Raw genomic sequence first — 25,023 nt, 5'->3', positions numbered from 1 at the left:
TCAATGGCCTCCGGGCTGAGGATAGTGATCGTCGATGGCCGACGCGGATCCGCATGCGACGCGGCAGGATCTAGTTCCCGACATCGCCGCCGAATTGCGTGACCTGGGGTTCGACGACGTCGAGGAGGCCGGCCGCGGCGGCTTTGGCGTGGTTTACCGGTGCGTTCAGCCGCTGTTGGACCGCACCGTTGCCGTCAAGGTATTGACCTCTGGCCTTGATCCGGACAATGTCGACCGCTTCCTGCGCGAGCAGCGTGCGATGGGCCGGTTGTCGGGGCACCCGCACATCGTCAACATTCTGCAGGTCGGCACGACGGCACAGGGCCGGCCATTCATCGTCATGCCCTATCACGCAAAAGATTCACTGGAGTCGGTGATCCGCCGGCACGGGCCGCTGGACTGGCATGAGGCGCTCAGCATCGGGGTGAAGGTGGCCGGTGCGCTGCAGGCCGCCCACAGCGTGGGCACACTGCACCGTGACGTCAAGCCGGGGAACATCTTGTTGAGCGATTACGGCGAACCACAGCTCACCGACTTCGGCATCGCTCGAATCGCTGGGGGCTTCGAGACCGCGACGGGGGTGATTACCGGTTCGCCGGCTTTCACCGCACCGGAAGTGCTCGAGGGTGCCTCGCCGACCCCGGCATCGGATGTGTATTCGCTTGGGGCGACGCTCTTCTGTGCACTCACCGGCCACGCCGCGTTCGAGCGCCGCAGCGGCGAGCAGGTGGTCGCTCAGTTCTTGCGGATCACTGCACAACCGATCCCGGACCTACGCGCGCGCGGCCTGCCGGACGACGTGTCGACGGTGATCGAACGTGCGATGGCACGGGCTCCGGGTGACCGGCCGGCAACCGCGGAGGAATTCGGCGAAGAGCTGCGCGAGGTTCAGCGCAACAACAGCGTCACGGTCGACGACATGGCACGTCCCGTCGAGCTGGGCGTGGAGCGCCGAAAGCCGGCCGGGCCAGCGTCGATTCGCCGGCATGCGACACCGACGCCTCCGACACCCGCGACGAAGTACCGTCCGCCCGTACCCACCCGATCGCTGGTTACCCGTCGCCGACTTACCGACGTGCTTCACGCGGGCGCCGACAGACGCGTGATCCTCATCCACGCGCCCTCGGGATTCGGCAAGAGCACGCTGGCGGCGCAGTGGCGAGAGCGACTTTCGCGCGACGGTGTCGCGGTCGCCTGGCTGACGATCGACGACGACGACAACAACCCGGTGTGGTTCCTCGCGCACCTGCTCGAGTCGATCCGGCGGGTCCGCCCGGCACTGGCCGAGTCGTTGGGACAGGTGCTCGAAGAGCACGGCGACGACGCCGGCCGCTATGTATTGACGTCGCTGATCGACGACATCCACGAGAAGGACGACCGGATAGCGGTGGTTATCGATGACTGGCACCGAGTGTCGGATGACCGGACCATTGCTGCTCTGGGTTTTCTGCTCGAGCACGGGTGCCATCACCTGCAGATCATTGTGACCAGCTGGTCGCGCGCCGGGCTACCGGTCAGTAAGTTGCGGATCCGTGACGAGTTAGTCGAAATAGACGGCCCTTTGTTGCGTTTCGACGTCCAAGAAGCCCAGTCCTTGCTGAACGATATCGGCGGCTTGCGGTTGCCGATCAGCGACGTGAAGGCGTTGACCGCTTCGACCGACGGGTGGGCCGCCGGGCTGCAGCTGGCGACGCTGTCGTTGCGCGGCGGCGGCGACGCGCACAGTCTGGTTAGCCGGCTGTCCGGGGCAACCGATGTTATCGGCGAGTTCCTCGCCGAGAGTGTCCTCGACACACTTGACCCCGGCATCCGAGAGTTCCTGTTGGTTACGTCGATCACCGAGCGGACCTGCGGCGGCCTGGCGTCGGCGCTGACCGGCTCGGCTCGCGGGCATGCGATGCTCGACGACATCGAGCATCGCGGTCTGTTCCTGCAGCGGATCGACGATGACCCTGGTTGGTTCCGCTACCACCAGATGTTCGCCGAGTTTTTGCGCCGCCGACTCGATCGTGACCGGCCCGAGCAGGTCGAACAACTGCACGGCGCGGCGGCGGCGTGGTTTGCTGACCACGGCTACCTCAAGGAGGCTGTCGACCATGCGCTGTATTCGGGCGATCCCGCCCGGGCGGTCGACCTCATCGAAAAGGACGAGACAAACCTGCTCGAACAGGCAAAGATGACGACCCTGCTCGGGATTGTCGAAAAGTTGCCGCCGCGGCTGGTGATCTCGCGGGCTCGGCTGCAACTGGTCATCGCCTGGGCCAATATCCTGCTTCAACGTTTAGCGCCGGCCGGCGCCGCGCTGAATCGGTTCGAGGCCGCGCTGAACCGCGCGGATTTGCCGGACGCGACGCGGGCGGATCTGCGAGCAGAAGCGGACGTTCTGCGAGGTGTTGCCGAAGCATTCGCCGACCGGCCGGCCAGCATCGATGCGTTGGTCGGCGAAGCCATGTCACGACCGGACTCCCTACATCCCCGGGTGCCCGGAGTGGCCGGAAATATCGCGGCGTTCGCGGCGATCTACCGCTTCGACTTCGACGCCGCGCACCGACTGCTCGACTGGGCCGTGCCTTACCACGAAATGATGGGGCCGTTCGCCAGCGTCTACGCGCACTGCTACCGGGGCATGGCCGCCCGATATCAACTCGACATCCCGGCTGCCTTGAAGAACTTCCGAGAAGCATACGAGATCGCTGTCACGGTCGGACAGCACTCGCATGCCGCGCTGTTAGCCGGTGCGCTTCTCGGCCGGCTGCTTTACGAAACCGGCGAGGTGAGCGAGGCCACCCGTCTGCTGGAGGAGAGCTATCGGCTTGGATCCGACGGTGGCGGAGTGGATTATCTGGCCGCGAAATACGTGATGGGCGCCAGAATCAAAGCAGCGCAGGGAGATAGTGCCGCGGCGGCCGAACGCCTTGCGGCCGGCATGGCGGTGGCCGAGCGGTTGCGGCTGCCGCGGCTCGCCGCCGCCATCACAAATCAGCGGATTCGGCTGGGCATCGCAATTGATCCGGAGGTTGCCGCGCGATTGCTCTCGACCCGTGCCGTCCCACACGGCGACGGCATCGCCACAATCACAGCCGAACTCGACGAGGACTCTGCCGTCCGCATGCTGTCGGTGCGTGATTCCCCCGACGAGCGGGAGCAGGCGTGCCGACGCGCCGCTGATCTCGCCGCGGCCATCGACGGCCAACGCAGACCGCTGGCGGCGCTGCAGGTGAGGCTGCTGTTGGTGGAGATGCTGTCTGCGACAGGCCGGCTGAACCAAGCCAACGACTTGCTGCCGCAGGTCGCCGCGCGATGTGAGGAAGTTGGGCTATCACGTTTGCTGGTCGACGCCGGACTCGCTGGTGCCCGCTAGGTCCGGCGGAGGGAATCTCGGATTTCCCTACTCGATGAGTCGGCCCAGTTGTTGGGCGAGCTGGTGCAGATCGCCTACGACCAGGTTCGGTTGCGGCAATCCGTCGGCCGGTAGTGGCGCGTTGCCGGATCGGGTGATCAAAGCGGCGCTGAAGCCGGCGCTTTGCGCGCCGATGGTGTCCCAAGTATGGGCGGCCACCATCATGCACGCCGAGGGCTCGACCGTGAGTTGTTGACACACATATCGGTAGACCGCCGGGTCAGGCTTGTAGGTGCCGCAGGTGTCGACACTGAACTGGTGCTCGAAGAGGCCGCTCAGCCCGGCGTGTTCCAGGGGGCTCTGGCCCTGCGGGACGGGCGGTGTGTTGGTTAGGGTGACAAGCCGAAAGCCGTTGTCGCGCAGGCTGTTGAGCGCCCCCGCGGCATCTGGGTGCGCCGGCATTGTCAGCATGCCCTCCTTGACCCGGCGGAGGTCGTCGTCGGTCAGGTGGACACCGTGGATGTCTGAGAGCATCCGCATCACTGCCTGCCCGAGTGCGAAGAAGTCGACGTAGCGATGGGACATCGCCGCGGTCATCGAGTACATGATCAGTTGGCCGAACCATTCGCGCATCGCGCGCGGGTCACCGAAGATCTGCGCAAAAAGCGGTGTCAACGCTTCGATGTCAATGAGTGTTTCATTCACATCGAACACGAGGACCGATGGTGGCCGAGCGGGCGTCAGCATAGGACTCCCCAGGTTCTCTGACGCGGTGGCTGCACGTCAACCTAACGAGTGTGATCGACCCATCCGACGCGGGTAGCCGTACCCTGACGGACGTGGTCGACCTCCATCCCGACATCGCCGTCCTCGCTCCCCTGCTCGGCACATGGGCAGGTCAGGGCGCCGGCGAGTACCCGACCATTCAGCCGTTCGGCTATAGCGAGGAAGTCACCTTTGGTCATGTCGGCAAGGCGTTCCTTACCTATGGCCAACGGACGAAGGCCCGCGACGACGGCCGTCCGCTGCACGCCGAGACCGGGTACGTCCGGGTGGCGTCGCCGGGCCGGGTCGAATTGGTGCTGGCGCATCCGACCGGCATCGCAGAGATCGAGGAGGGAATCCTGTCGGTGAGCGGGACCGCGGTCGAGATGGAATTGACCGCGACGACGATCGGGCTCACCGCATCAGCCAAAGAGGTCACCGCGCTGAGCCGTTCGGTCCGCGTCGACGGCGACGAACTGACCTACACGCTTCGGCTGGGTGCGGTCGGCCAACCCTTGCAACACCACCTGGCCGCGACGCTGCATAGGAAGCAGGCGTGACCACAGACGGCAGAATCCGCGTGCCGGCCGACCTCGACGCCGTGACGGCAGTGGGCGAAGAAGACCACTCCGCGATCGACCCGATGGCCGTTGAGCGGATCTGGCGGGCCGCCCGGCACTGGTACGCCGCGGGCATGCACCCCGCGATCCAGTTGTGCCTGCGACACAACGGGAGGGTCGTCCTCAACCGCGCGATCGGACACGGCTGGGGTAACGGGCCCACCGACCCGCCGGACGCCGAAAGGGTCCCGGTCACGACGGACACGCCGTTCTGCGTGTACTCGGCCGCCAAGGCGATCACCACGACCGTGGTCCACATGCTCGCCGAACGCGGATACTTCTCGCTCGACGATCGCGTCTGCGACTACCTGCCCAGCTACACCAGTCACGGCAAGGACCGCACGACGATCCGGCACGTGATGACCCACAGCGCCGGCGTGCCCTTCCCCACCGGGCCGCGACCGGACATCACCCGCATGAACGACAGCGAGTACGCCCGCCAAAAGCTCGGCGAATTGAAGCCGCTCTACCGGCCGGGCCTGATCCACATCTATCACGCGCTGACGTGGGGCCCGCTGGTCCGGGAGATCGTTTCGGCCGCGACCGGCACGAACATTCGCGACATTCTCGCCGCCGAGATCCTCGACCCACTCGGCTTCCGCTGGACGAATTACGGGGTGGCGCCGCAGGACGTCGGGCTGGTTGCGCCGAGCCACGCCACGGGCAAGCCGCTGCCCGCCCCGATCGCGGCGGCCTTCCGCACAGCGGTCGGCGGGACGATGCACGAAATCATCCCGTTTTCGAACACACCGCTCTTCCTTACCGGCGTGGTGCCCTCGTCAAGCACCGTCTCGACCGCCCATGAATTGTCCCGCTTCGCCGAAATGCTGCGTCGCGGCGGCGAACTCGACGGCGTGCGCGTGATGCGCCCCGAAACCCTGCGCGCCGCGGCTACCGAATGCCGACGTCTGCGACCCGATCTCGCGACCGGACTTGCGCCGCTTCGCTGGGGTACCGGGTACATGTTGGGATCGAAGCGGTTCGGTCCGTTCGGGCGCGATGCACCGGCCGCGTTCGGCCACACCGGACTGGTCAACATCGCGGTGTGGGCCGACCCCGAGCGCGGGCTCGCGGCTGGACTCGTGAGCAGCGGCAAACCGGGCAGGCACCGCGAAGCCGATCGCTATACCGCGGTAATGGACCGCATCACCGCCGAGATCCCCCGGGTCGTGGCTTAGGTTTGCGTGCCCCGTTCGTTCCGCAACGCGGTCATAGCGTCGTCAAGGGTCGGATACAGCGCGAAAATCTCGTCGAGCCCGGTGAGTTGTATCGGCCTGCTGGTGGCCGGACCGTTCGCCACCACCGCGAAGCCAGCCGATCTGCTGACTTTCTCATGGGTCGCCACCAACAGCTGCAGCCCCGCCGAGGCCATGAACGTCACCGCCGACAGCTCGATGACGAGGGCGGAAGGGTTGCCTTCGAGCACGTTGGCGATCGCCGTTTCCAGGGTGGCGGCGGTCGCCAGATCGATTTCGCCTCCCACGGTGACCACGGCAATCCCGTCACGATGCGCAACCGATGTGGTGATCGCGTCGGGAGCTGACACGGGCCTTCCGCTCTCTGAGGGGCCACTGCTCTCGACAGACATGCGCTGAGCCTAACCTGCCACGTGACGAGAGATTAAAACTTCAGCGTTGCCGCGGCGTCGCTCAAGCTAATGTCGGCCCGGGGAGTCACATGCTCTTCTCAATGTGAGCGGAAGCCGGGAGGTTACATGTCCGAGACGTCGACAGACTTCGCCATCCCCAGCAACGCGGCCACGCAGACTTCCGCGGTATCCAGCGAAGCCCTGCTGCCACAGCTGGTTCAGCACTTGCGCCAGAATCGCACCGCGTTGCGCGAGGAATGGGCGCGGCGCATCACCGAGGCCGAATTGCTGACCTCGATGTCGTCGGAAGAAGTGTTCTCCGAGGCGACCGCGGTGTACGACAACTACGTCGAAGTGCTCGAGACGGGCAGCGTGGAAGCGCTGCAGGCCTATGCAAGCAACTTGTCCGAACGCATCATCCCCCGGGGCGTGGAAACCGACGAGGTGGTCGGCATCGTGCTGTTGCTGCGCGACGTGCTGGCGCGATCGTTGTTCGAGAAGTACCAGACCGACTTCGAGTTGCTCAACCGCGTGCTCGACGCCTACGAGCCGGCGGCCAACCGGATCGCCAACACGGTGGCGGTGTCGTTCGTGCAGGAACGCGAACGGATCATCCGCCAGCAACAGGAGGCCATCCGCGAGCTGTCCACGCCGGTGCTGCAGGTGCGTGAGCAGCTGCTGATCCTGCCGATCATCGGCATCCTCGACAGCCAGCGCGCCCGCCAGGTGACCGAGCAGCTGCTGCGGGCGATCCGAGCCAACCGCGCTAAGGTCGTCGTCATCGACATCACCGGTGTGCCGACGATCGACTCCACGGTGGCCAACCACCTCGTGCAGACCGTCGACGCGTCGGGTCTGATGGGCGCCAGCGTGATCATCACCGGCCTGTCCTCGGAGATTGCCCTGACTCTGGTCAACATCGGCCTGGATCTGTCGAAGATGAATGCCGTCGGCGATTTGCAGGGTGGCATCGAGGAGGCCGAGCGGCTTCTCGGTTACGAAGTCACCCGCACCGGCGAGCAGAACGGGTAACCCCCGGTCGCGAGCATCTGATGCCAGTACCGATCCTGAAACAGGGCTCGATCCTCATCGCGACCGTGCAGGCCGCGCTGACCGACTCGGACACCGAACGGTTGCGCACCGACCTGATGGACCGCGTCAGCCGGTTCCGGGCGAACGGCATCATTGTGGACGTCACGGCCATCGACGTGATGGATTCGTTCGCCGCCCGCTCGCTGCGCACCATCGCCCACATGACAAGGCTGCGCGGCGCGGACACCGTGATCGTGGGCTTACAGCCCGAAGTGGCGTTCGCGATGGTGCAGTTGGGGCTGGCGTTCGACGACATGCAAACCGCGCTGGACCTGGAAGAGGGCCTGTCGCTGCTGAATCGGCGCACCGAAGACCGTAAGCAGGCGATCGGACGCGACGGTGTCGGGTGACGTCGTGGTGGATGTCGTGGTGGATGTGGGCAACTCCGACGACATCGTCGCGGCACGGCAGGCGGGACACGAACTAGCCCGTGATCTCGGATTCTCGCTGACCGACGTCACGATGATTGCCACCGCGATCTCCGAGGTGGCGCGCAATATCACCAGCTACGCAGGTTACGGGGCGATCCGGGTCACGGTGAGCCAGCGCGACGGCCGCAAGGCGTTGGTGGTGCGGGCCGAAGACGACGGCCCCGGCATCGCCGACATCGAGCGCGCGCTCGAGGACGGCTATTCCACCGCCCGGGGGCTCGGTCTCGGGTTGCCCGGCGCGCGCCGGCTGATGGACGGATTGGTCATCGACTCCAAGCCCGGCCGGGGAACGGTCGTCGAGATGTGGAAATGGATACCTCGCCATGCATAGGCATGGGCGGGTGGGGCCGATCGAGTGGGCGGCGGTGCGCCGTCCGTTGCCGGGTGAACCCGTCTGCGGCGACCAGCCGGTCGCGCTGCGGGTGGGTGACGCCGGCGCGCTGTTCGGCGTTGTCGACGGGCTCGGCCACGGCGCGCCTGCCGCGGAGGCGGCGGAGTGCGCGGCGCGGGTCGTGTCGCGCGACTGCGCCGAGCCGCTAGACATCCTCATTCGGTCGTGCCACCGGGCGTTGACCGATACCCGTGGCGCCGCAATGACATTGGCACGCATCAACTTCGACGTCGGCGAGCTGGCCTGGATCGGCATCGGCAATGTCACCGCCCATGTCGTCGCCAAGAGCGCCAAGGGCATGGAGATACGGTCGGCGGCACGCCTTACCGGCGGCATCGTCGGCTACCGGCTACCCGAAAAGCTGCTCGCGGAGCGTGTTCCGATCGGCCCTGGTGACCTGCTGGTGATCGCCAGCGACGGCATCGCCGAAGACCATCTGGAGGACATCGACTTCGCGGCGTCGGCGACGACAATCGCCGAGCATGTGCTGGCACACCACAGCCGTGAAACCGACGACGCGCTGATCATGGCGGCCCGACACCGGGGGCTCGCGCCATGACTGCCTTCGACGACTTCCATGTCGAGTACGCCGCCGCGTTGCGTGACTACCTGGACGCGCCGGGCGAGGCCGCTCTGGCCATCGCTCACGAGCTGGGACGCCGTGCGTTGCGGGAACAGATCAGCATGCTCGATATCGTCGAGAACCACTTCCGACTGACCGAGGAACTGGCGAAGAACACCGCGCCCGACACAGCGGCCGCACTGCAATTCCTGCTGCAGACGCTGGCGGCGCTCGACGTGGTGACCCGTGGGTTCCTCGATGGCACAAGGCGCTACCAGCAACAACGCGCCCGCGCCGACGATTTGGCCAGTCGCGACGAGTTCCACACGGCGTTGGTGAATTCGCTGCAAGAGGGCTTTTTCGTGGCCGATCACGACGGCGCGGTTGTCGAGATCAACGACGCCTTCGCCGAGATCACCGGCTACGGGCCGGAGGACTTGCCGTATCGGTGGCACCACCCGTGGGCCGTCGACAACGAGGCGGCCACTGAGCGATTGTCGCGGCTCGTCAGCGAGGGCCATCTGGAGGCCCAAGCCCCGATTCGGCATCGTGACGGGCATATCGTGTGGGTGGCGATGAGCGTCAACGCCGTCACTGCGGGCGGCGCCCAACGCGACGCCTACGTCGGAACGATCCGCGACATCACCGCGGCGCGCGCCGCTGCTCAGCGTGAAAGCGCGGTCATGCGCCTCGCGACGGCGGTCGGTGTTGCCAAGGGTGTCGGCGAGGTGCTTTCGATCACGTTGGACGAGAGCCGAACGGCGATCGACGTGCAACGGGTGGTGGCCGTCGTGTGGCCGCAGGGCGACGGTGGCGAACCCACGATCGAGGTGGCCGGTTCACCCTCGGCATCGACCTGGCGCGACCTTGATCCGTGGCTGCGCAGGGAATTCGAGGCCGCGCGCCACCGATTGCCGCTGACGGTCGAGCCGGTCGATATGGTGGGCGATCCCGGCAAGTCGTGCGGCATGATGGCGGTGCTTTCCGGTACGGGAGACGTCGGCTTGTGGTTGGAGCATCGCATGCCACGTCGCGTCAGCACCGAGGACCGCCTATTGGTCAACGCGGTGGTCGGGCACCTCAGCCTGGCAATGCAGCATGTACGCCAATTCGAAACTGCGCGCGAGACATCGCTGACGCTGCAGCGCGCGATGCTGCCGCCGGCGGCATGCCCGCCGGGGTTCACGGTTCGCTACGAGCCGGCTGTCCCGCCGCTGGAGATCGGCGGTGACTGGTACGACGTGTTGCCGGTCGGTGACAACCGGATCTGCGTGATCGTCGGCGATTGCGTGGGACGGGGGCTGTCGGCCGCCGCGGTGATGGGCCAGTTGCGTAGCTCGGCGCGAGCACTTTTGCTGACCGGTGCCGAACCCGCCGTGGCGCTCGATCAACTCGACTCGACGGCGGCGCTTATTCCCGATGCCCTCTGCACGACAGTGTTCTTGGCCATCATCGACACCGAAACCCGAGTCGTCCAATACAGCAGTGCGGGTCATCCGCCGGCGGTGCTTGCCACCCCGCAGTGGGGGACCAAGTTATTGGACGCCGCGCGCTCGGTGCCGTTGGCCGTGCACCGGGACCACCCACGACCGCAGGCCTCACATGTGCTTCCGTTCGGCTCGACGCTGATGCTGTTCACGGACGGCCTGGTCGAGCGACGCGATTCATCGATCGATGAAGGGATCGCACGCGCCGCCGAGATTCTCTTGGGGACAAGCGGTTTGCCGCTTGATGCGGTCGCGGACGTGGTGGTGAGCGAGCTGGCTCCAGAAGGGGGATACGACGACGACGTCGCGATCGTGGTGTGCCGCCCACAGCACGCCGCGCTTCGAATAGAGCACGACGCGACGCCGGACCGGTTGATCGACGTCCGGCACCGGCTCGCTGCGTGGCTACGGGAAGCCGCTGTCTCGGATCCGGTCACCGCAGACATCGTGTTGGCGGTCAACGAGGCATGCACCAACAGTGTCGAGCACGCCTACCGGCGCCGGGAACCTGGGAAGATACGCGTCGAGGCCGAAAATCGCGGCACCGAAATCCGGATCCGCGTTGTCGATTCCGGATTCTGGAAGGCGCCGGCTGCCGACCCTGGAACCCGCGGACGGGGTCTGCCGTTGATCAAAGCCCTCAGCGACCAGGGCGTGTTGGACGGCACTCCGGAGGGGACGACGATCGACATGAGGTTTCGGCTGCCGGCGAAGGGAAGCGCATCGGTCGACCGATGATTGTGATCGACCGGGAGAGACATGATGACGGTCAACAGGGGCAAGACCCCGCCCACCGATCCGCTCACGCCGCGGGAACGTCGTGTGATTCTGACGGTGATGGGCGTTGTGGCGGCGGTTATTGCCGCCGGCGCGACGGCCTGGGCAGTGACGAGTCACTCCACGGTGTATGACCAATCGGGTGGCGGCTGCGTGAACGTGTCCATCGCCAGCTCGATGGGCGGCGGACTCGAGCACGCGTGTGGTGCGGCCGCGCGCGACTGGTGTCGCACCGTCTATGCGCAGACCGACGCCCACGCCAAAGCGGTTCAGGCGCAGTGCCGGATCGCGGGGATCGTCCCTTAGCTCTGCATTACCTTGCTGCTCAAAGCGCCTCGGAGTCGCGCTCCCCAGTCCGCACCCTGATCAACTGCTCGACGGGTGACACCCAGACCTTGCCGTCGCCGATCTTGCCGGTGCGGGCGGCCTTGCATATGGCCGCGACCACCACATCGACGTGATCGTCGTCGACCACGACATCGACGCGAGCCTTGGGGATGAAGTCGACCTGGTACTCCGCGCCTCGGTACACCTCGGTATGGCCCTTCTGGCGGCCGTATCCCTGCACCTCGGTGAACGTCAGCCCGTGCACGCCGGCTTCGTCGACCGCGGCGCGAACGTCGGAGATGGTGAACGGCTTGATGATCGCGGTGACGAGTTTCACGTCTCAACCTCCGAGGCGGCGGCCTGCTTGGTGGTCACGGCCCCGGCGGCGGTGTCGGGGATAACAGTTTGACCGGGACGCCCGGTGACCAGCGTCTCGTCGGGGTATGCCTCTTCGTCGTGCATCGCGACGTCGCCAATCTCCAGGTCCTGATCGGGTGCGCGCAGTTTCATGAACAGCCCGAGCACCCGCAGGATCACGAAGGTGACGAGCGCATCCCAGACGATCACCGTCACCGCGGCGCCGAGCTGGATCAACAGCTGCTTGGGATGGTGACCCCACAGCCAGCCCGAAGTCGTGACGTCGGCAACGTCGGCGCCATTTCCGAGGTAGACGAGGATGTGCGGGTCGGCCAGCACACCGACCAGTAATCCGCCGGCCAGCCCGGCGACGCCATGGGTGTGGAATACACCGAGGGTGTCGTCCACCTTCTGGAAGAGCCGTGTTCGGCCAAGGTAATTCCACGAGAGCCACACCAGGCTCGATGCGACAACGCCGATGATCATGGCGCCGAAGCTGGTGACGTAGCCGGCCGCCGGGGTGATCGCGACCAGTCCGGTGATCATGCCGTTGACCGCGCCCAGGAAGGTGGGCTTGCGTTGGCGACTGAGGAAGGTGTCCCACAGCACCCACGTCAGCAACGCGACCGCGGTGGCCAGGTTGGTGTTGATCACCGCCATGGACGCGTCGGCGCCGGAGAAGTACGGGTCGCCGCCATTGAATCCATTCCAGCCCAACCACAAGATGCCAGCGCCGACGGCGGCCATCGGCAAGTTGTTCGGCACCGCCCGTTCCCGATCGCGCGCGAGCCGCGGACCTATCACTGCGGCCGCGACGAAACCGGTGGTTCCCGCGGCGAGATGAATCACGTAGCCACCGCTGAAGTCCAGGGCGCCCTTGCTGGCCCACCAGCCCCCGCCCCACAGCAGGAAAGCGTTGACGGAGTAGGCGAATGTCGACCACAACGGAACAAAGAGCAGCCACACCTTGAAGTTGATCCGGCCGACCACGCTGCCGAGGAACAGCAGTGGCGTGATGGCCGCAAACACGAATTGGAAGTACGCCAATGTCGTCTCGGAGAACCGGAACTTCGGCATCAGCCCGTCGAGAAGCGGGATGACGGCCTGATGCTGGCTGCCATTGCCCAGGATGGTGCGCGGTTGACCCACCGCGGCCTGAAGAATTCCGGGCCCGAGCTTGAGCGGCTCGCCGAAACCCATCTTGAAGCCCCACAACACCCACACCACCAACACGAGCGAGAAGCCGGTGAACGCCATCAGCATCGTGTTGACGGCCCACTTCTTTTGCACGAGCCCGCCGTACAGCACGGCGATGCCCGGGACGCTCATCAAACCGACTAGTGTCGCGGCCACCAACTGCCACGCGTTGTCACCTGGGTTGAGCCAGTCAGGGTAAGGGTTCATGCGGGGCACCCCTCATTCGACGTGGTACAGACTCGGTCGCGTCGCGGGCAGTATTTCTTCGGGGGGTTGCAGTCAAATGATCCTGTGTTAAATCTGGATGTCGTTCGCGAATGCAGGTGAGGTTCACAGTATGTGGACAGCGTTCACACAGGGGGGCCGGGTCTGGTGTGGCCTCGCGGGGAGCATAGTCGTTCGTGCCCGCCTATGAGCGACAGCAGGCGGCCGCTATCTGGGCTTGCGTGCGCGCCAGCCGGCGAAGGCGATGGCGAGGCCGACCAGCGCGATGATCGGACCGAGTATGGACCATGTGGTGGTGTTGGTCATCGGGCTGCCGGACACCGCGCCGAATCCCTGCAGCGCGAAGAGTAAACCGGCCAGCGCGACCAACACGCCGAGTACGACGATGGCGATGCGCACGCCGTCAACGATAACGGCAGACGGCGGTCGTGATATCGCGTCCGACAACAACGGCGTCGCATCATCGGGCAGCGCTTTCGACACCTCGTCATCCGATTGCGGCGCTGCGTAACTCGGCATATGCGGTGTCGATCGCCGCGGCCAGCCGCGCGACGTCGGGCAGCGCGTTCGGGTCGGTGCACAGTCCGATCCCGACGTCCCCGGCGCACGAAATCGCCGAGATGCGCAGCGCGTGGTGGACAGCGGGCTCCGAGGAGGAAAAGAGGTGCTCGACTCTGCGCCCTGCGACACTGATCAGGCTGGACGGACCGGGGACGTTCGAGATCGAGACGCTGAATTCGCGTGCACTTCCGGCGAGTCGCTGCGCGGCACTACCGATGTACTTCATGCGCCCGAGAGCGTGGAACAAGTGATACAGCTCTTCGGCGTCGCCAAGCTGTTTGCGCTCGCCGGTCTCAGCGCTGATCAGGTCCAGTCGCGCGAGCGGGTCCGGCTCCCCCAGTGGCAGATCGACATTGAGGAACGAGTCGCGGTTGCCGAGATCGCCCGCTGCCTCCTCGCGGTGGTGGAGGCTGACCGGGACCTGAGCATGGAGGTGCGGCCTCGCCCCCGCGCTGACACCCAGCCACGCTCGCAGGCCGCCGGCCACGATCGCGAGCAGCACGTCATTCACCGTGGCGCGGGTGGCGCGCGAGGCGCCGATCGCCTTCATCTCCGCCAGCCGGGCGACCGTGAACGCTAATTCGCGGGCAATGGTGACCGGGCGGTCGAATGGTGAGCGCTGGCCGGGGTGGCCGAGTTCACGAAGTACAGCGCCCGGCATGCGCCACGCTTCGGTGAGTCGTGCGCACTCCGCCGCGGACCGAAGCCCCGGTGTGTCTCCGGGCGGATCGAGGTGCGGGTCCCAGAGCACGGCGTCGAGGAACCGGACCCCGGCGATCCCGTCGGCCATCGCGTGATGGATACGTACCGCGATCGCTTCACGGCCGTCACCGAGCGGGCCGATCACGTCGAATGTCCACAGTGGCCGCTGGCGGTCGAGATGCTGGGACATCAGCGCACTCACGGCCCGCCACAGGTCGGCCTGCGAAACGCAATCCGGTGCGGTCAGGCGGCGGACATGTTCGCAGATGTCGAACTCGGTTGCCGCCACCCAGCGCGGTGCCAAGCCAGATGTGTCGACCCGCTGCGTCGCACGCCGTTCGGCCGGAAGTCGCTTCGCCACTGATGTTCGCAGTGCGTCGACGTCGAGCGGACCCGTGCCCGGCTCGAGAACGGCCAGCTGCAACGTGTGGCCGGTGATGGTCGCCGACTCGAGCGCCAAGATATGGGCGTCGTCTACGGAGAGCCGATCGGGATCCTCGCGAGCCACCCGGTCAGTGTATGGAGATCCCGCATTCGAGACGGCCGGTTCGGCATTGCGGCATAGACGACACCGATGCCTGTCATAGGGAAACGCCATAGCCGGTCGCGACTACCGGCGAGATCGCCGGTGTTCCACAGAGTGACCGCCCTTCTTCGAGGAGGCAGGCGCGGGACCAAGTTTCACTCGACGAAGAGGAGTTCGACCATGAACAAGATCGCGATCACTGTCGCGTCGGCCGGCGCGCTAACGGCCATCGCCGTCGGATTGGCGGGTGCTGCCACAGCGGCTCCCAGCGGGAGCGGCTCGGCCGCCGACGTCATGGGTTCCTTGCAGTCGCAGGGTTATAGCGTGCAGCTCAACGGTACAGTGTCCGCCCCGCTCTCGGCATGCGTGGTCAACGATGTCCACGGGCTTCCCCGAGGTACCGGCGGCGCGTCGGGGTTCACCACGGTCTACATCGACGTGTCGTGCCCGCCGACCAATAACTGACCGCGCACAAGGGTGACGCAGAGTCCGGTGCGATACCTCGGCGGCGCCCGCAGCCGTTAGGCGCCAACGGCATTCGGCAGCTGGGCGAGTATTTCCGCGGCTCAGCAGGTGTCGACCCGCTCGAGTGCGGTAATAAGCTGGGCGACGTCACGCCGGCGCGAATTCGCGGGCCAGACGGCCCAGGTGCGCCTTACCACCGGACGGCCGAGAAGGGGCGTCCAAACGACGGTGTCCCGGACGGGGTTCGCGCACAACGATGGCGCTAGAGCGAAGGCGTGCCCCGAACTTACCGCAGTGAAAAGCACTGAGAGCACGGCAAAGTCGTCGCCACGACCAGGTGAGGCGCTCGAGTTGATCCCGTGTGTGCGCAGGATCGCGGCCAGCTCGTCATGCCACGCAGGACTGGTGGAGCGCGGGAAGTCGACCCAGTCCATGCCAGTCAGGTCGTCGAGCCGGATTCCGTCCGGGCCGGCCAGGCGTGCCGCGAGGTCCCGCGCTAGAAGCACGCCGAGGTTCTCGCACGCGACCAGCATGGTGTCGAACTCCGCGCCGTCCGGGCGTTCGCGCATGAAACTCAGGTCGAGCTGACCCCCGCGCAGTGCCGCGAGCTGTTCCGCCATGGGCAGGTGGCGCGGCTCCACTCGGGTTTCAGAATCGGTCGTGGCGAACTCGGCTACAGCCCGCATCAGGTCTGGGGCGAGCTGCAGCGGGATGCCCAACCTCAAGACGCCGTGTGCGCCGTGGGCGTATTCGGCCATGGCGCGGAGCAGCTGATCGTGGCGGCCCAGGATCGCCTGAGCCTCCTCGAGCAGCGCCCGCCCTGCCGGCGTCAGGCGCACCCCCGTGCGGGTGCGCACGAACAGCTGCACCCCCAATTGATGCTCAAGGGTATGAATGGTGTGGGACAGCGTCGGCTGACTCACGTGCAGCCGACGAGCGGCTGCCGACAGGCCACCTTCGTCGGCGACCGCCACGAATGCATGCAGCCTCGCCGGGGTGAAGTAGTCGTAGCTCATCGGTTCGCCCACTGATAACTCAACGCCAACTCACACCTAAGTCAGCGCTGAGCGAACCGTTAATGTTCCGCAATCCCGCGGTCGCGACCCGCAGGACTGCGCCTGACGCCGGCCCTCAGAACGGAATCAACGGCACCACGACGGTCCGCAGGACGATCACCGCCACAAACACGGCGGTGAATGCCAGATCGAGGGAGATGGAGCCCAACCGTACGGGCTTCAGCACCCGCCGCACCGGGCGGATCACAGGCTCGGTGATGCCGTGCGTGACCCGGCGTGCCGTGTCCATGCCGCTGCTGCGGGCGCCCACCGGGGATAGGACGCCGACCCAGTCGACGATTACCCGGGCGATTAGCACGAGTTCGAACAGCAGGAGAACGATTCCAAGCAAGCCTGCGACCACCGCACGCTCCTTCCGACCTCGCCGAGTGTGCTGCGACTAGCTGAGACAGCGCTGTGGGTAGGCATAGATGCACCTTGTGATCATTCGCCAGGTCAACGGGTCAGCTGCGCGGGTCGACGAGATCGCGGAAGCGCTCAGCCGGGTAGACGAATGCGCCCGCGTCGCGGACACGATTGGTCAACGTGCGGTCCGACGTCACGACTAGAACTTCCTGCGGCCGGGCGTCCGCCCGCACCAGCCGGACGATTTCATCGTCGGCCGAGTTCACGCCGGCCTTCGGCGCATGCGCGACCTCGACCACCGATGAGCGGATCGGGGGCGACGGCGGCCGCTCAAACACCACTGTCACGTCATCGCCCTCGGCCGACGCCCAGCGTTCGAGCCGGTTCACCAGCGTGACCATCGCGCGGTGGCGGTCCTGCCACCAACCGTCGGGACGAGTCCCGATCAAGTTCATGCCGTCGACGATCCACCGCACACGACCACGGTATGACCTCACCGCGGAGACGACCGCGGAGACGACGTAGCGACTACCGGCGGCTGTCGCTGGCGTACTGGGCCTCACCGTTGCCGAAGGACCAATTCTCCTTGGCCACCTCAGTCAGCACGATGAACACATCCTCGGGCCGGACGTTCGCCTCGGCATTCAGCCGGGCGGGGACGTTGAGTACGTCAACCATGGTTTGGTAGACGATGTCACCGATGAGCAGACGCCGCTGCGGCGCGATGGACTGCGACAGGTCAATGCGGACGAGAGGCATTACTGGGATTCCGTTGCGGGTGCGGGACTCGAGTCAGCCGTTTTGATCTCGCCAGGTAATCATGTCTTTGAATTCGGTGAAGTCGTAGCCGTCGTCGGTCGGGTGGATCTCCGTGATGAAGAGAGTCACGCCCTCTGCTGCGAATGCGTCGGCGTTGTCCCGACCCGTCCAGGCGACGGAACGCTCGATCAGCGATTCATCGCGTCCCGCAGCTGCAGCCAGCTCCTTTAGGATGCCGTTTCGGCGGCGGAACTCGGCAAGGTCGGCGACGAACGTGTGCACGATGTCGGCATGGCGGGCGACGAGCGGCAGTGTCCTTTTGACTCCCATGCCGCCGATCAGGATCGGAATGTGGCGCATCGGCGGCGGCACCAGCTGAGTCAGCCGGCGTTCGACGCGGGTTAGGTTGTGTTCGAATAGGTCCGCACGGGTCTTGACCGTGCCGTAGTCGTATCCGTACGTGGTGTAGTCCTTTTCATACCACCCGGAGCCCACGCCCAGGACCAGTCTGCCGCCGCTGATGTGGTCGACGGTGCGCGCCATGTCAGCCAGTAGGTCCGGGTTGCGATAGCCCAAACCGGTGACCAGCAGGCCGATCTGGGCACGTGTGGTGATCTCGGCCCACGACGCCAGTGCTGTCCAGCCTTCGAAGTTGTTCACATCGGGCTGGTCGGGCGCCAGGTGGGGCATACCGTCCGTGCCGAAATCGAACCGAGGTTTGTGAAAGTGGTCGTATCCGAAGATGGCGTCGGCACCGAGGTCTTCGGCCGCGATGACGGCCTGGCGCCAAGATCGATAGTCGGGCGTTCCGCCGGGCCACAACTGCACACCGACGCGGATGGGTTTGGTCATAACGTGTCCCTGCCTCCTCTTGGCCGGCTACTATGTCGGTCGCCATATATAGTACATGCCGGGGCTCGGAAGTGGGAATCATCGGAGGTAAACTCGCTATGTATGGTGAGCGACATGGCCAGGCGCGCCGGTCTGCGTGCCGCAATCAAAGCAGTCGGACTCGTATCGTTAGACGAAGTGAGTCGGGGGCCGGGGCAATCGCTGACCGTCGAGGAAGATGTCGAGCTTTTCGTTGTAGAACGCGATAAGGCCGGCGACCGGTGCGACCTGGTACGCGGGGTACTCGTAGGTCCAGGCGATGTCCGGATGAACCGTGTCGCCGATTCGCGCGGACCAGTACCGCGACGTGATCCCCTTATAGGGGCAGACGGACTGGGTGCTGCTGGTGCCGAGACATTCAAACGAGACATCGGTGCGATCGATGTAGTACCGGGTTGGCAGCCCGGTTTCGAAAAGCAGGACGGGACTGCCGGTCTCGGCAAGTACGACACCGTCGATCTCGACCTTGACGTGGCGATGCGAGCGCAGCGCGTCGACTCTGACATAGGGGTTGCGTGGGTGGCCGATGATCTGTTCGTCTTCTTCGAACCACACAAGCGCGTCCCATTCGAATCGCACGTAGCCTGCGACCGGGCCGTCGGTGTCGTAGACACGCGCCGCGGCCTTGCGTGTGCACCGGTCGCTGGTCAACGAATGGAGCCGAGAAGGGCCAAACTGCTGTCGTTGTGGATGGTCGTCGTCCACGAGATGCTCCAGGCGTACGTCAGATACCGGGATGTAGTACTGCGGGTAGTAGGGCACCTCCCAGACGTAGCGAGCGCGGATCGTGTCGAAGACGAGTGTGCTGTCGAAATATCCGCGGACTCGGCGGGGTGCCGGCTCGATACGGCCCCGGTCTGCCGCCATTTGGGGATAGTCCCGATCGCGATTCATGGACTCGGGAATCATTGGTGCTCCTTGCAAATAGAACTTGTGGGGGCGCGCGGATTACGTGTTGGCGTTCGGGTTTTCCAGGACGATGGCCACGCCTTGGCCCGAGCCGACGCACACACCGATCACGCCGTAGCGGGCTTTGCGCTCGGCCAGCTCGGTCGCCAGGGTCAATACGTAGCGTGTGCCCGTGGCGCCGAAGGGATGCCCGATTGCCACGGCGCCGCCATTGGGGGTGAGTTTGTCGTCGGGGACCGTGAAACCTCCGAGCTGATTGGGCAATTCACGAAGCACGCCAAGCGCCTGGGCACTGAACGCCTCGTGGATTTCCCACACGTCGATCTGCTCCGGGGCCAAGCCGGCGCGCTTGAGCGCCAGCGGCACCGCCCACGCCGGTGCCAGACCCATGATCAGCGGATCAAGGGCGTACACCGCAGACGACACCACACGGGCCAACGGCTGGACACCAAGCTCGGAAGCGCGCTGTGCCGAGGCCATCACGATCGCGCTGGCCCCATCGGTCAGCGGTGTGGAGTTGGCCGCGGTCATCTGCGTGGTGCCCGGTTGGACCGGCAGCGCCGCCAGCTGCTCGGCGGTGGTGTCCGCACGGATGAACTCGTCATGTTCGAATGTGCGCGCCGGTGTCTTTTTCGTCGCCGCGATCGGCACCGGCATGATTTCTTTGGCCAGCCGCCCCGAATCGCGGGCCGCCTTGGCGTGCCGCTGTGAGCGCAGCGCAAACGCGTCGATCTCCTCGCGGGACAACGCGTAGCGGTCGGCCACGTTCTGTGCGGTCTCGATCATGCTGATGTAGGCGTTGCGGGCCAACAGTGCAGGGTTGGGCGGACCGCCGGCCCCGGCCCACATGGTGTCGAGCAGCAGCACCGGCCCGCGCGGGGCGAACGGTGCGTCACCCTTCATGTAGGCCCACCCCGAGCGTGACATCGATTCGACACCGCAGGCGATCCCAACGCCCAGATCACCGGCCTTGATCGCGTGGGCCAGATGGATGGTCGCGCTGAGCGACGAGGCGCAGAATCGGTTGATTGTGGAGCCGGCCACGCTGTCGGGAAACCCCGCGGCCAGCGCTGCCCAGCGGGCGACATCCCCCATGCCTTCATGGGCCGGGTTGACGCAGCCGGCGACGATGTCCTCGACCTGATCAAGAGCGACGTCGACGCGTTCACACGCGCCCTTCATGGTCATCCCGAGCAGATCATCGGCCCGGATGTGGGCCAGGGAACCCCCATAACGGGCGAACGGTGTGCGGACACCGCCGAGCACAAACGCCTCTGTCATCGTCGACTCCTAAAGACCATCCGTATCTTGTCAGGCCGTCCGCGTCCGGCTGCCCAATGACCCCAATGACAATGACAACGCATGCACTGCCGAGCGGCACTGCGCAGGACGTATCACAATTGACGCGGTTCTGGATCTGGTGGGCGACCGGCCGGCAATGATGCGCCGGAAGAGCAGGTAGCAGGGCAACCATGCCGTGGCATCTTGTATAGAAGGGGCCCGAAACCGTACCGTACCGATGTAGTTTTGTAGTCTCGGTTCGCCACTCGACGCTCAGTAGAGTCAACCTCGCCCGGGTGATCGTGTCACCGCTTATCGAAAGGCTAACGGGTGCGGAAGTTTTCGGTTGGCATCCTCGTCAAACGATGGTGGATGTTGCTGATCGCCGTGGCGGTCGTCGGGGTCGCGGGGTTTTGCGTGTATCGCCTGCATGGCATCTTCGGCTCTCACTACAGCACTTCGACTGCCAGCGCCTTTTCGAATGCGATCGTTCCTTTCAACCCTAAGCACGTGGTCGTTGAGGTTTTCGGCCCGCCGGGCTCCGTGGCGACGATCAATTATCTCGATGTCAACGTGCAGCCACAGCACGTTGACGACGTGCCCCTGCCATGGTCCTACGACGCCACGACGACCGACGCCGCGGTCTTCATCAACGTTGTGGCTCAAGGCAACAGCGATTCCATCGGCTGCCGGATCAGCATTGACGGCGAGGTCAAAGACGAGAGAACGGTCAACACAATGAACGCCTACGCCTACTGCCTGGACAAGTCCGGATGACCAACCATCACAATTTAAACCGGTCGTTGCCGCACACCATCGCGCGGACGATCCGCTGGCTTTCGGTCCCGATCGTGCTGTTCTGGCTGGCGGTCGCCGCGATGACGAACGTTTTCGTTCCGCAATTGGAGACTGTCGGTAAAGAACACAACGTGGCGCTGAGCTCCCCGGACGCGCCGTCGTTGAAGGCGATCAAACGAATCGGAAAAGTGTTCCACGAGTTCGATTCGGACAGTGCGGCGATGATTGTGCTGGAAGGCGACAAGCCGCTCGGTGCCGATGCGCACCGGTTTTACGACACCATCGTCAAGGAGCTTTCCCAGGACACCAAGCATGTACAGCACATCGACGATTTCTGGGGGGACCCGCTGACGGCGGCGGGCTCGCAGAGCACCGACGGCAAGGCGGCCTACGTTCAGGTGTTTCTCGCTGGTAATCAAGGCGAGTCGTTGTCTCTGGAGTCCGTCGACGCGGCCCGCAACATCGTGGACCACACGCCGGCGCCGCCCGGGGTCAAGGCTTATGTCACCGGCGCGGCGGCCCAAGTAGCCGATCAATTCGAAGTGGGCAGCAAAGGTACCGCGAAGGTCACCTTTGTCACGATCGTGGTGATTGCGGTGATGTTGCTAATTGTGTACCGCTCGCTGGTCACCATGATTCTGGTGCTTCTCACGGTCATCGTCGAGTTGGCCGCGGCCCGCGGAGTCGTCTCCTTGCTGGCAAACTCCGGGTTCATTGGGCTATCGACGTACTCGACGAACCTGCTCACGCTGCTGGTGATCGCCGCCGGAACGGACTACGCGATATTTGTTCTGGGCCGTTATCAAGAGGAGCGTCGCGTCGGCCAGGATCGCGAGTCGGCCTTTTACACCATGTTTCACGGGACTGCCCACGTTGTCTTGGGATCCGGGGTGACCGTTGCGGGCGCGGTTGCCTGCCTAATGTTTACCAGGACTGCGTATTTTCAGACCCTTGGCATTCCGGCAGCGCTAGGCATTCTTGTGGCGCTGGCGGCCGCGCTCACCCTGGCCCCCGCCGTGCTGGCCCTGGGTAGTCTTGCCGGTCTATTCGAGCCCAAGCACAGGGCGAGGACTTTTGGATGGCGACGGATCGGCACGGCCATCGTGCGCTGGCCCGGACCCATCCTGGTGGTGACGATCGCCGTGGCCCTGGTCGGTCTGCTCACCCTGCCCGGGTACAAGACCAGTTACGACGCCGGCCCCTATATGCCTGGCAGTGCCCCGTCCAACGTCGGTTACGCGGCCGCCGAGCGCCATTTTTCGAAGGCGCGGCTGAATCCTGAACTGCTGATGGTCGAGGCCGATCATGATCTGCGCAATCCGGCGGACATGATCCTCTTGGAGAGAGTGGCCAAGGCCGTCTTCCACGTCCCCGGTATCGCCCAGGTGCAATCCATTACCAGACCGTTGGGCACACCGCTCGACCACACCTCGATACCGTTTCAGATCAGTGCGGGAAACTTCGGCCAGATCGAGAACCTGCCATACCAGCAAGCCCGCGCGAAGGACTTGCTCAAACAGGTCGCCGAGATTGACAAAACGATCGGCATTTTGCACGAGCAGTATTCCGCGCAGCAGGTACTCAACGCCGCTACCGCCGACGAGACCGCAAGGTTTCACGACACGGTCGCCACGGTGCAGGACCTGCGCGACAAAATCGCCAATTTCGACGACTTCTTCAGGCCGCTGCGAAATTATTTCTATTGGGAACCGCACTGTTACGACATCCCGATCTGCTGGGCGCTGCGATCGCTATTCGATGCACTCGACGGCGTCGACGCGCTCACCGATCAGCTCGGCAACATCACGGCATCTTTGGACAAAATAAATGCGATCGAGCCGAAACTGCTGGCGTTGATCCCGCCCCAAATCGACACCCAGCAAGTCAATCGTGACCTCACGATGACGAACTACGCCACCACGTCGGGGATCGACAATCAGACGGCGGAAGCGTTGCAAAACGCGACCGCCCTGGGACAGGCGTTCGACGCCAGCAAAACCGACGACTCCTTCTACCTGCCGCCGGAGGCGTTTTCCAACTCCGAATTCCAGCGCGGCCTGAAATTGTTCATGTCGCCCGACGGCACCGCCGCCCGCATGACCATCACCCACGACGCCGATCCCGCCTCGCCTGCAGGCATCTCGCACATCGACGCGATCAAGCGTGCGGCGGAGGAGGCCGTCAAGGGAACGCCGCTGGCGGGCGCCAACCTCTACCTCGGCGGCACCGCGGCGACCTACAAGGACATCCAGGACAGCTCCAAGTACGACTTGATGATCGTTGCAATCGCCGCCCTCAGCCTGATTTTGCTCATCATGTTGATCATCACCAGAAGCCTGGTAGCCGCGCTGGTCATCGTCGGCACGGTGGCGCTTTCGTTGGGTGCCTCATTCGGCCTGTCGGTGCTGGTCTGGCAGGACATCCTGGGAATCCAGCTGTACTGGGTCGTGCTGGCGCTGACCGTGATCCTGCTGCTGGCGGTGGGATCGGACTACAACCTGCTGCTGATCTCCCGATTCAAAGAGGAGATTCCCGCCGGGTTGAAGACGGGCGTGATCCGCGCCATGGCCGGCACAGGCGCGGTGGTGACCGCCGCCGGCCTGGTGTTCGCCTTCACCATGGCTTCGTTCGTGACCTCCGATCTGCAGGTTCTGGGTCAGATCGGAACCACCATCGCCCTCGGCCTGCTGTTCGACACGCTGGTCGTGCGATCGTTCATGACCCCATCCATCGCGACACTCCTCGGGCGCTGGTTCTGGTGGCCGCAACGGGTACGTCCCCGCCCCGCCAGTGAGATGCTGCGGCCGTACGGACCACGCCCGGCGGTTCGTCAATTGCTCCTTTGGGAAGACGAATAACGGTCTCCCACGTCCCCTACCCGGTGGGTCGGGTGAGGCTGGGGATGATGACGTCGTCGACAAGGGCTTGCACGGTGTGCTGGGTGGGGAGCCGACCGGGGATGATGGACCGGAACACGAGGTAACCGGGCAGCACGTCCCAGAGTTCGTCGCTGATCGCCGCGGCGTCGATCTCGCCGCGGTCGACGGCCTGCTGCAGAATGTGGTGGATCAAGGCTTTGCGCTGCTCAATGAACCCGTGCTGCATGGCGTCGCTGAGTGCGCGGTTGCGTGACACCTCGACAAGCACCGCACGCATCGTGCTGGCATGCTGGCGGGCCTGCTGGCAGATCACCTCCCCCAGTCGCAGCAAATCGCCCCGCAGCGTGCCGGTATCGGGCGGCACGGCGACCTGGCGGATGCCATCGATGAACGCGGCCAACACCAATTCCGCTTTGGATGGCCAGCGCCGATACACCGTAGCCTTGCTGGCCCGCGCGGTAGCCGCCACCGCGTCCAGCGTCAACCGGTCGTAGCCGCGTTCCTGCAGCAGCCGAAGCGTCACCTCAAGCAGCTCGGTCTCCCGTGGCGACCACGGCGAGGACTCCGCGGCGCGATCGGCAATCTGGGTCACGGCATCAACGGTCACAGCATCAACGATAAGGCGCTTGCACCGTCCAACCCAGTACGATGGCCGCGAATTGACCCCGGCTT

Annotated in this window: 26 protein-coding genes; 12 read left to right on the top strand and 14 right to left on the bottom strand. The window is 65.1% G+C overall.

The window, feature by feature from the left end; translation table 11 throughout:
• Positions 1–34: 34 nt before the first annotated feature.
• Complete coding sequence (locus VE759_RS02720; RefSeq protein WP_324927988.1) at positions 35–3,361, top strand: protein kinase domain-containing protein; 3,327 nt, start codon at positions 35–37, stop codon at positions 3,359–3,361.
• A 27-nt stretch (positions 3,362–3,388) separates the two neighbouring features.
• Here VE759_RS02720 and VE759_RS02715 read toward each other — a convergent pair whose 3' ends face one another.
• Positions 3,389–4,087, bottom strand: a complete 699-nt coding sequence (locus VE759_RS02715) for a haloacid dehalogenase type II (RefSeq protein WP_324927986.1) — start codon at positions 4,085–4,087, stop codon at positions 3,389–3,391.
• Positions 4,088–4,179: 92 nt separating this feature from the next.
• Here VE759_RS02715 and VE759_RS02710 point away from each other — a divergent pair, with 92 nt between their 5' ends.
• Complete coding sequence (locus VE759_RS02710; protein WP_324928022.1) at positions 4,180–4,665, top strand: peroxynitrite isomerase; 486 nt, start codon at positions 4,180–4,182, stop codon at positions 4,663–4,665.
• The gene (gene lipE / locus VE759_RS02705; RefSeq protein WP_324927984.1) at positions 4,662–5,903 is read left to right on the top strand and encodes a lipase LipE; all 1,242 of its coding nucleotides are present in this window, start codon (positions 4,662–4,664) and stop codon (positions 5,901–5,903) included. Before VE759_RS02710 ends, lipE begins: the two co-directional genes overlap by 4 nt.
• Here the strand turns inward: lipE and VE759_RS02700 are convergent.
• Positions 5,900–6,271 (bottom strand): STAS domain-containing protein, encoded by a 372-nt coding sequence (locus VE759_RS02700; protein ID WP_324927982.1) that lies wholly within the window; start codon positions 6,269–6,271, stop codon positions 5,900–5,902. The genes lipE and VE759_RS02700 overlap by 4 nt on opposite strands.
• A gap of 168 nt (positions 6,272–6,439) precedes the next feature.
• On the opposite strand from VE759_RS02700, the gene VE759_RS02695 reads away from it, so the two are divergent.
• From VE759_RS02695 to VE759_RS02670, 6 genes are read left to right on the top strand one after another with little or no spacing between them, the layout of a single operon-like run.
• Complete coding sequence (locus VE759_RS02695; RefSeq protein WP_324927980.1) at positions 6,440–7,345, top strand: STAS domain-containing protein; 906 nt, start codon at positions 6,440–6,442, stop codon at positions 7,343–7,345.
• A 20-nt stretch (positions 7,346–7,365) separates the two neighbouring features.
• Positions 7,366–7,755, top strand: coding sequence for an STAS domain-containing protein (locus tag VE759_RS02690; RefSeq protein ID WP_324927978.1), 390 nt, complete (start codon positions 7,366–7,368; stop codon positions 7,753–7,755).
• Positions 7,745–8,167: an anti-sigma regulatory factor gene (locus VE759_RS02685; protein ID WP_414687816.1), complete on the top strand. Its 423-nt coding sequence runs from the start codon at positions 7,745–7,747 to the stop codon at positions 8,165–8,167. Before VE759_RS02690 ends, VE759_RS02685 begins: the two co-directional genes overlap by 11 nt.
• Positions 8,160–8,786, top strand: a complete 627-nt coding sequence (locus tag VE759_RS02680; RefSeq protein ID WP_324927976.1) for a SpoIIE family protein phosphatase — start codon at positions 8,160–8,162, stop codon at positions 8,784–8,786. Before VE759_RS02685 ends, VE759_RS02680 begins: the two co-directional genes overlap by 8 nt.
• A complete protein-coding gene (locus VE759_RS02675) occupies positions 8,783–11,014 on the top strand; it encodes a SpoIIE family protein phosphatase (protein ID WP_324927975.1) in 2,232 nt (743 codons plus the stop codon). The genes VE759_RS02680 and VE759_RS02675 overlap by 4 nt, the downstream gene beginning before the upstream one ends.
• A 21-nt stretch (positions 11,015–11,035) precedes the next feature.
• Entirely contained in the window at positions 11,036–11,359 is a 324-nt protein-coding gene (locus VE759_RS02670) for a hypothetical protein (RefSeq protein ID WP_324927973.1), read from the top strand.
• A gap of 19 nt (positions 11,360–11,378) precedes the next feature.
• Here VE759_RS02670 and VE759_RS02665 read toward each other — a convergent pair whose 3' ends face one another.
• The 4 genes from VE759_RS02665 to VE759_RS02650 form a co-directional block, all read right to left on the bottom strand.
• The gene (locus tag VE759_RS02665; RefSeq protein ID WP_324927971.1) at positions 11,379–11,717 is read right to left on the bottom strand and encodes a P-II family nitrogen regulator; all 339 of its coding nucleotides are present in this window, start codon (positions 11,715–11,717) and stop codon (positions 11,379–11,381) included.
• Positions 11,714–13,141 carry an ammonium transporter gene (locus VE759_RS02660; protein ID WP_324927969.1) on the bottom strand — a complete coding sequence of 476 codons (1,428 nt, stop codon included), beginning with the start codon at positions 13,139–13,141 and terminating at the stop codon, positions 11,714–11,716. The genes VE759_RS02665 and VE759_RS02660 overlap by 4 nt, the downstream gene beginning before the upstream one ends.
• 225 nt (positions 13,142–13,366) lie before the next feature.
• Positions 13,367–13,558, bottom strand: coding sequence for a hypothetical protein (locus tag VE759_RS02655; protein WP_324928018.1), 192 nt, complete (start codon positions 13,556–13,558; stop codon positions 13,367–13,369).
• 88 nt (positions 13,559–13,646) lie between these two features.
• Complete coding sequence (locus VE759_RS02650) at positions 13,647–14,930, bottom strand: wax ester/triacylglycerol synthase domain-containing protein (RefSeq protein ID WP_324927968.1); 1,284 nt, start codon at positions 14,928–14,930, stop codon at positions 13,647–13,649.
• A 198-nt stretch (positions 14,931–15,128) separates the two neighbouring features.
• Between VE759_RS02650 and VE759_RS02645 the strand changes: the two genes are divergently transcribed.
• Positions 15,129–15,413 carry a hypothetical protein gene (locus VE759_RS02645; protein ID WP_324927966.1) on the top strand — a complete coding sequence of 95 codons (285 nt, stop codon included), beginning with the start codon at positions 15,129–15,131 and terminating at the stop codon, positions 15,411–15,413.
• Between the two features lie 101 nt (positions 15,414–15,514).
• Here VE759_RS02645 and VE759_RS02640 read toward each other — a convergent pair whose 3' ends face one another.
• From VE759_RS02640 to VE759_RS02610, 7 genes are all read right to left on the bottom strand, one after another.
• Positions 15,515–16,429, bottom strand: a complete 915-nt coding sequence (locus VE759_RS02640; protein WP_324927964.1) for a LysR family transcriptional regulator — start codon at positions 16,427–16,429, stop codon at positions 15,515–15,517.
• Positions 16,430–16,544: 115 nt separating this feature from the next.
• Positions 16,545–16,832 carry a YggT family protein gene (locus VE759_RS02635; protein WP_324927962.1) on the bottom strand — a complete coding sequence of 96 codons (288 nt, stop codon included), beginning with the start codon at positions 16,830–16,832 and terminating at the stop codon, positions 16,545–16,547.
• Positions 16,833–16,932: 100 nt separating this feature from the next.
• Entirely contained in the window at positions 16,933–17,310 is a 378-nt protein-coding gene (locus tag VE759_RS02630) for an NYN domain-containing protein (RefSeq protein WP_324927960.1), read from the bottom strand.
• A gap of 52 nt (positions 17,311–17,362) precedes the next feature.
• Complete coding sequence (locus tag VE759_RS02625; protein WP_324927958.1) at positions 17,363–17,593, bottom strand: tautomerase family protein; 231 nt, start codon at positions 17,591–17,593, stop codon at positions 17,363–17,365.
• 33 nt (positions 17,594–17,626) lie between these two features.
• On the bottom strand, positions 17,627–18,445 hold the full coding sequence (locus VE759_RS02620) for an LLM class F420-dependent oxidoreductase (RefSeq protein ID WP_324927956.1): 819 nt from the start codon (positions 18,443–18,445) through the stop codon (positions 17,627–17,629).
• Positions 18,446–18,613: 168 nt separating this feature from the next.
• On the bottom strand, positions 18,614–19,378 hold the full coding sequence (locus tag VE759_RS02615; RefSeq protein ID WP_324928016.1) for a DUF427 domain-containing protein: 765 nt from the start codon (positions 19,376–19,378) through the stop codon (positions 18,614–18,616).
• Positions 19,379–19,432: 54 nt separating this feature from the next.
• The gene (locus VE759_RS02610; RefSeq protein ID WP_324927954.1) at positions 19,433–20,674 is read right to left on the bottom strand and encodes a thiolase family protein; all 1,242 of its coding nucleotides are present in this window, start codon (positions 20,672–20,674) and stop codon (positions 19,433–19,435) included.
• Positions 20,675–21,046: 372 nt separating this feature from the next.
• Here VE759_RS02610 and VE759_RS02605 point away from each other — a divergent pair, with 372 nt between their 5' ends.
• Complete coding sequence (locus VE759_RS02605; RefSeq protein ID WP_414687815.1) at positions 21,047–21,451, top strand: MmpS family transport accessory protein; 405 nt, start codon at positions 21,047–21,049, stop codon at positions 21,449–21,451.
• Positions 21,448–24,330, top strand: a complete 2,883-nt coding sequence (locus tag VE759_RS02600; RefSeq protein WP_324927950.1) for an MMPL family transporter — start codon at positions 21,448–21,450, stop codon at positions 24,328–24,330. Before VE759_RS02605 ends, VE759_RS02600 begins: the two co-directional genes overlap by 4 nt.
• A 16-nt stretch (positions 24,331–24,346) precedes the next feature.
• Here VE759_RS02600 and VE759_RS02595 read toward each other — a convergent pair whose 3' ends face one another.
• A complete protein-coding gene (locus VE759_RS02595) occupies positions 24,347–24,958 on the bottom strand; it encodes a TetR/AcrR family transcriptional regulator (RefSeq protein WP_324927948.1) in 612 nt (203 codons plus the stop codon).
• Positions 24,959–25,023 lie beyond the last annotated feature (65 nt).

Origin of the sequence: Mycobacterium sp. (assembly GCF_035640695.1) — a bacterium.
Lineage (GTDB): Bacteria > Actinomycetota > Actinomycetes > Mycobacteriales > Mycobacteriaceae > Mycobacterium.
The sequence above is the reverse complement of the archived record's forward strand: the minus strand, read 5'-3'. Positions and strand labels throughout refer to the sequence as shown.

Excerpts from the sequence above, each read along its gene's own strand:
- VE759_RS02600 (WP_324927950.1), top strand. The coding sequence starts at position 21,448 with ATGACCAACCATCACAATTTAAACCGGTCGTTGCCGCACACCATCGCG.
- VE759_RS02675 (WP_324927975.1), top strand. The coding sequence starts at position 8,783 with ATGACTGCCTTCGACGACTTCCATGTCGAGTACGCCGCCGCGTTGCGT.
- VE759_RS02620 (WP_324927956.1), bottom strand. The coding sequence starts at position 18,445 with ATGACCAAACCCATCCGCGTCGGTGTGCAGTTGTGGCCCGGCGGAACG.
- VE759_RS02680 (WP_324927976.1), top strand. The coding sequence starts at position 8,160 with ATGCATAGGCATGGGCGGGTGGGGCCGATCGAGTGGGCGGCGGTGCGC.
- VE759_RS02715 (WP_324927986.1), bottom strand. The coding sequence starts at position 4,087 with ATGCTGACGCCCGCTCGGCCACCATCGGTCCTCGTGTTCGATGTGAAT.
- VE759_RS02615 (WP_324928016.1), bottom strand. The coding sequence starts at position 19,378 with ATGAATCGCGATCGGGACTATCCCCAAATGGCGGCAGACCGGGGCCGT.
- VE759_RS02670 (WP_324927973.1), top strand. The coding sequence starts at position 11,036 with ATGATGACGGTCAACAGGGGCAAGACCCCGCCCACCGATCCGCTCACG.
- VE759_RS02660 (WP_324927969.1), bottom strand. The coding sequence starts at position 13,141 with ATGAACCCTTACCCTGACTGGCTCAACCCAGGTGACAACGCGTGGCAG.
- VE759_RS02695 (WP_324927980.1), top strand. The coding sequence starts at position 6,440 with ATGTCCGAGACGTCGACAGACTTCGCCATCCCCAGCAACGCGGCCACG.
- VE759_RS02610 (WP_324927954.1), bottom strand. The coding sequence starts at position 20,674 with ATGACAGAGGCGTTTGTGCTCGGCGGTGTCCGCACACCGTTCGCCCGT.
- VE759_RS02605 (WP_414687815.1), top strand. The coding sequence starts at position 21,047 with ATGTTGCTGATCGCCGTGGCGGTCGTCGGGGTCGCGGGGTTTTGCGTG.
- VE759_RS02690 (WP_324927978.1), top strand. The coding sequence starts at position 7,366 with ATGCCAGTACCGATCCTGAAACAGGGCTCGATCCTCATCGCGACCGTG.
- VE759_RS02625 (WP_324927958.1), bottom strand. The coding sequence starts at position 17,593 with ATGCCTCTCGTCCGCATTGACCTGTCGCAGTCCATCGCGCCGCAGCGG.
- VE759_RS02720 (WP_324927988.1), top strand. The coding sequence starts at position 35 with ATGGCCGACGCGGATCCGCATGCGACGCGGCAGGATCTAGTTCCCGAC.
- VE759_RS02640 (WP_324927964.1), bottom strand. The coding sequence starts at position 16,429 with ATGAGCTACGACTACTTCACCCCGGCGAGGCTGCATGCATTCGTGGCG.
- VE759_RS02645 (WP_324927966.1), top strand. The coding sequence starts at position 15,129 with ATGAACAAGATCGCGATCACTGTCGCGTCGGCCGGCGCGCTAACGGCC.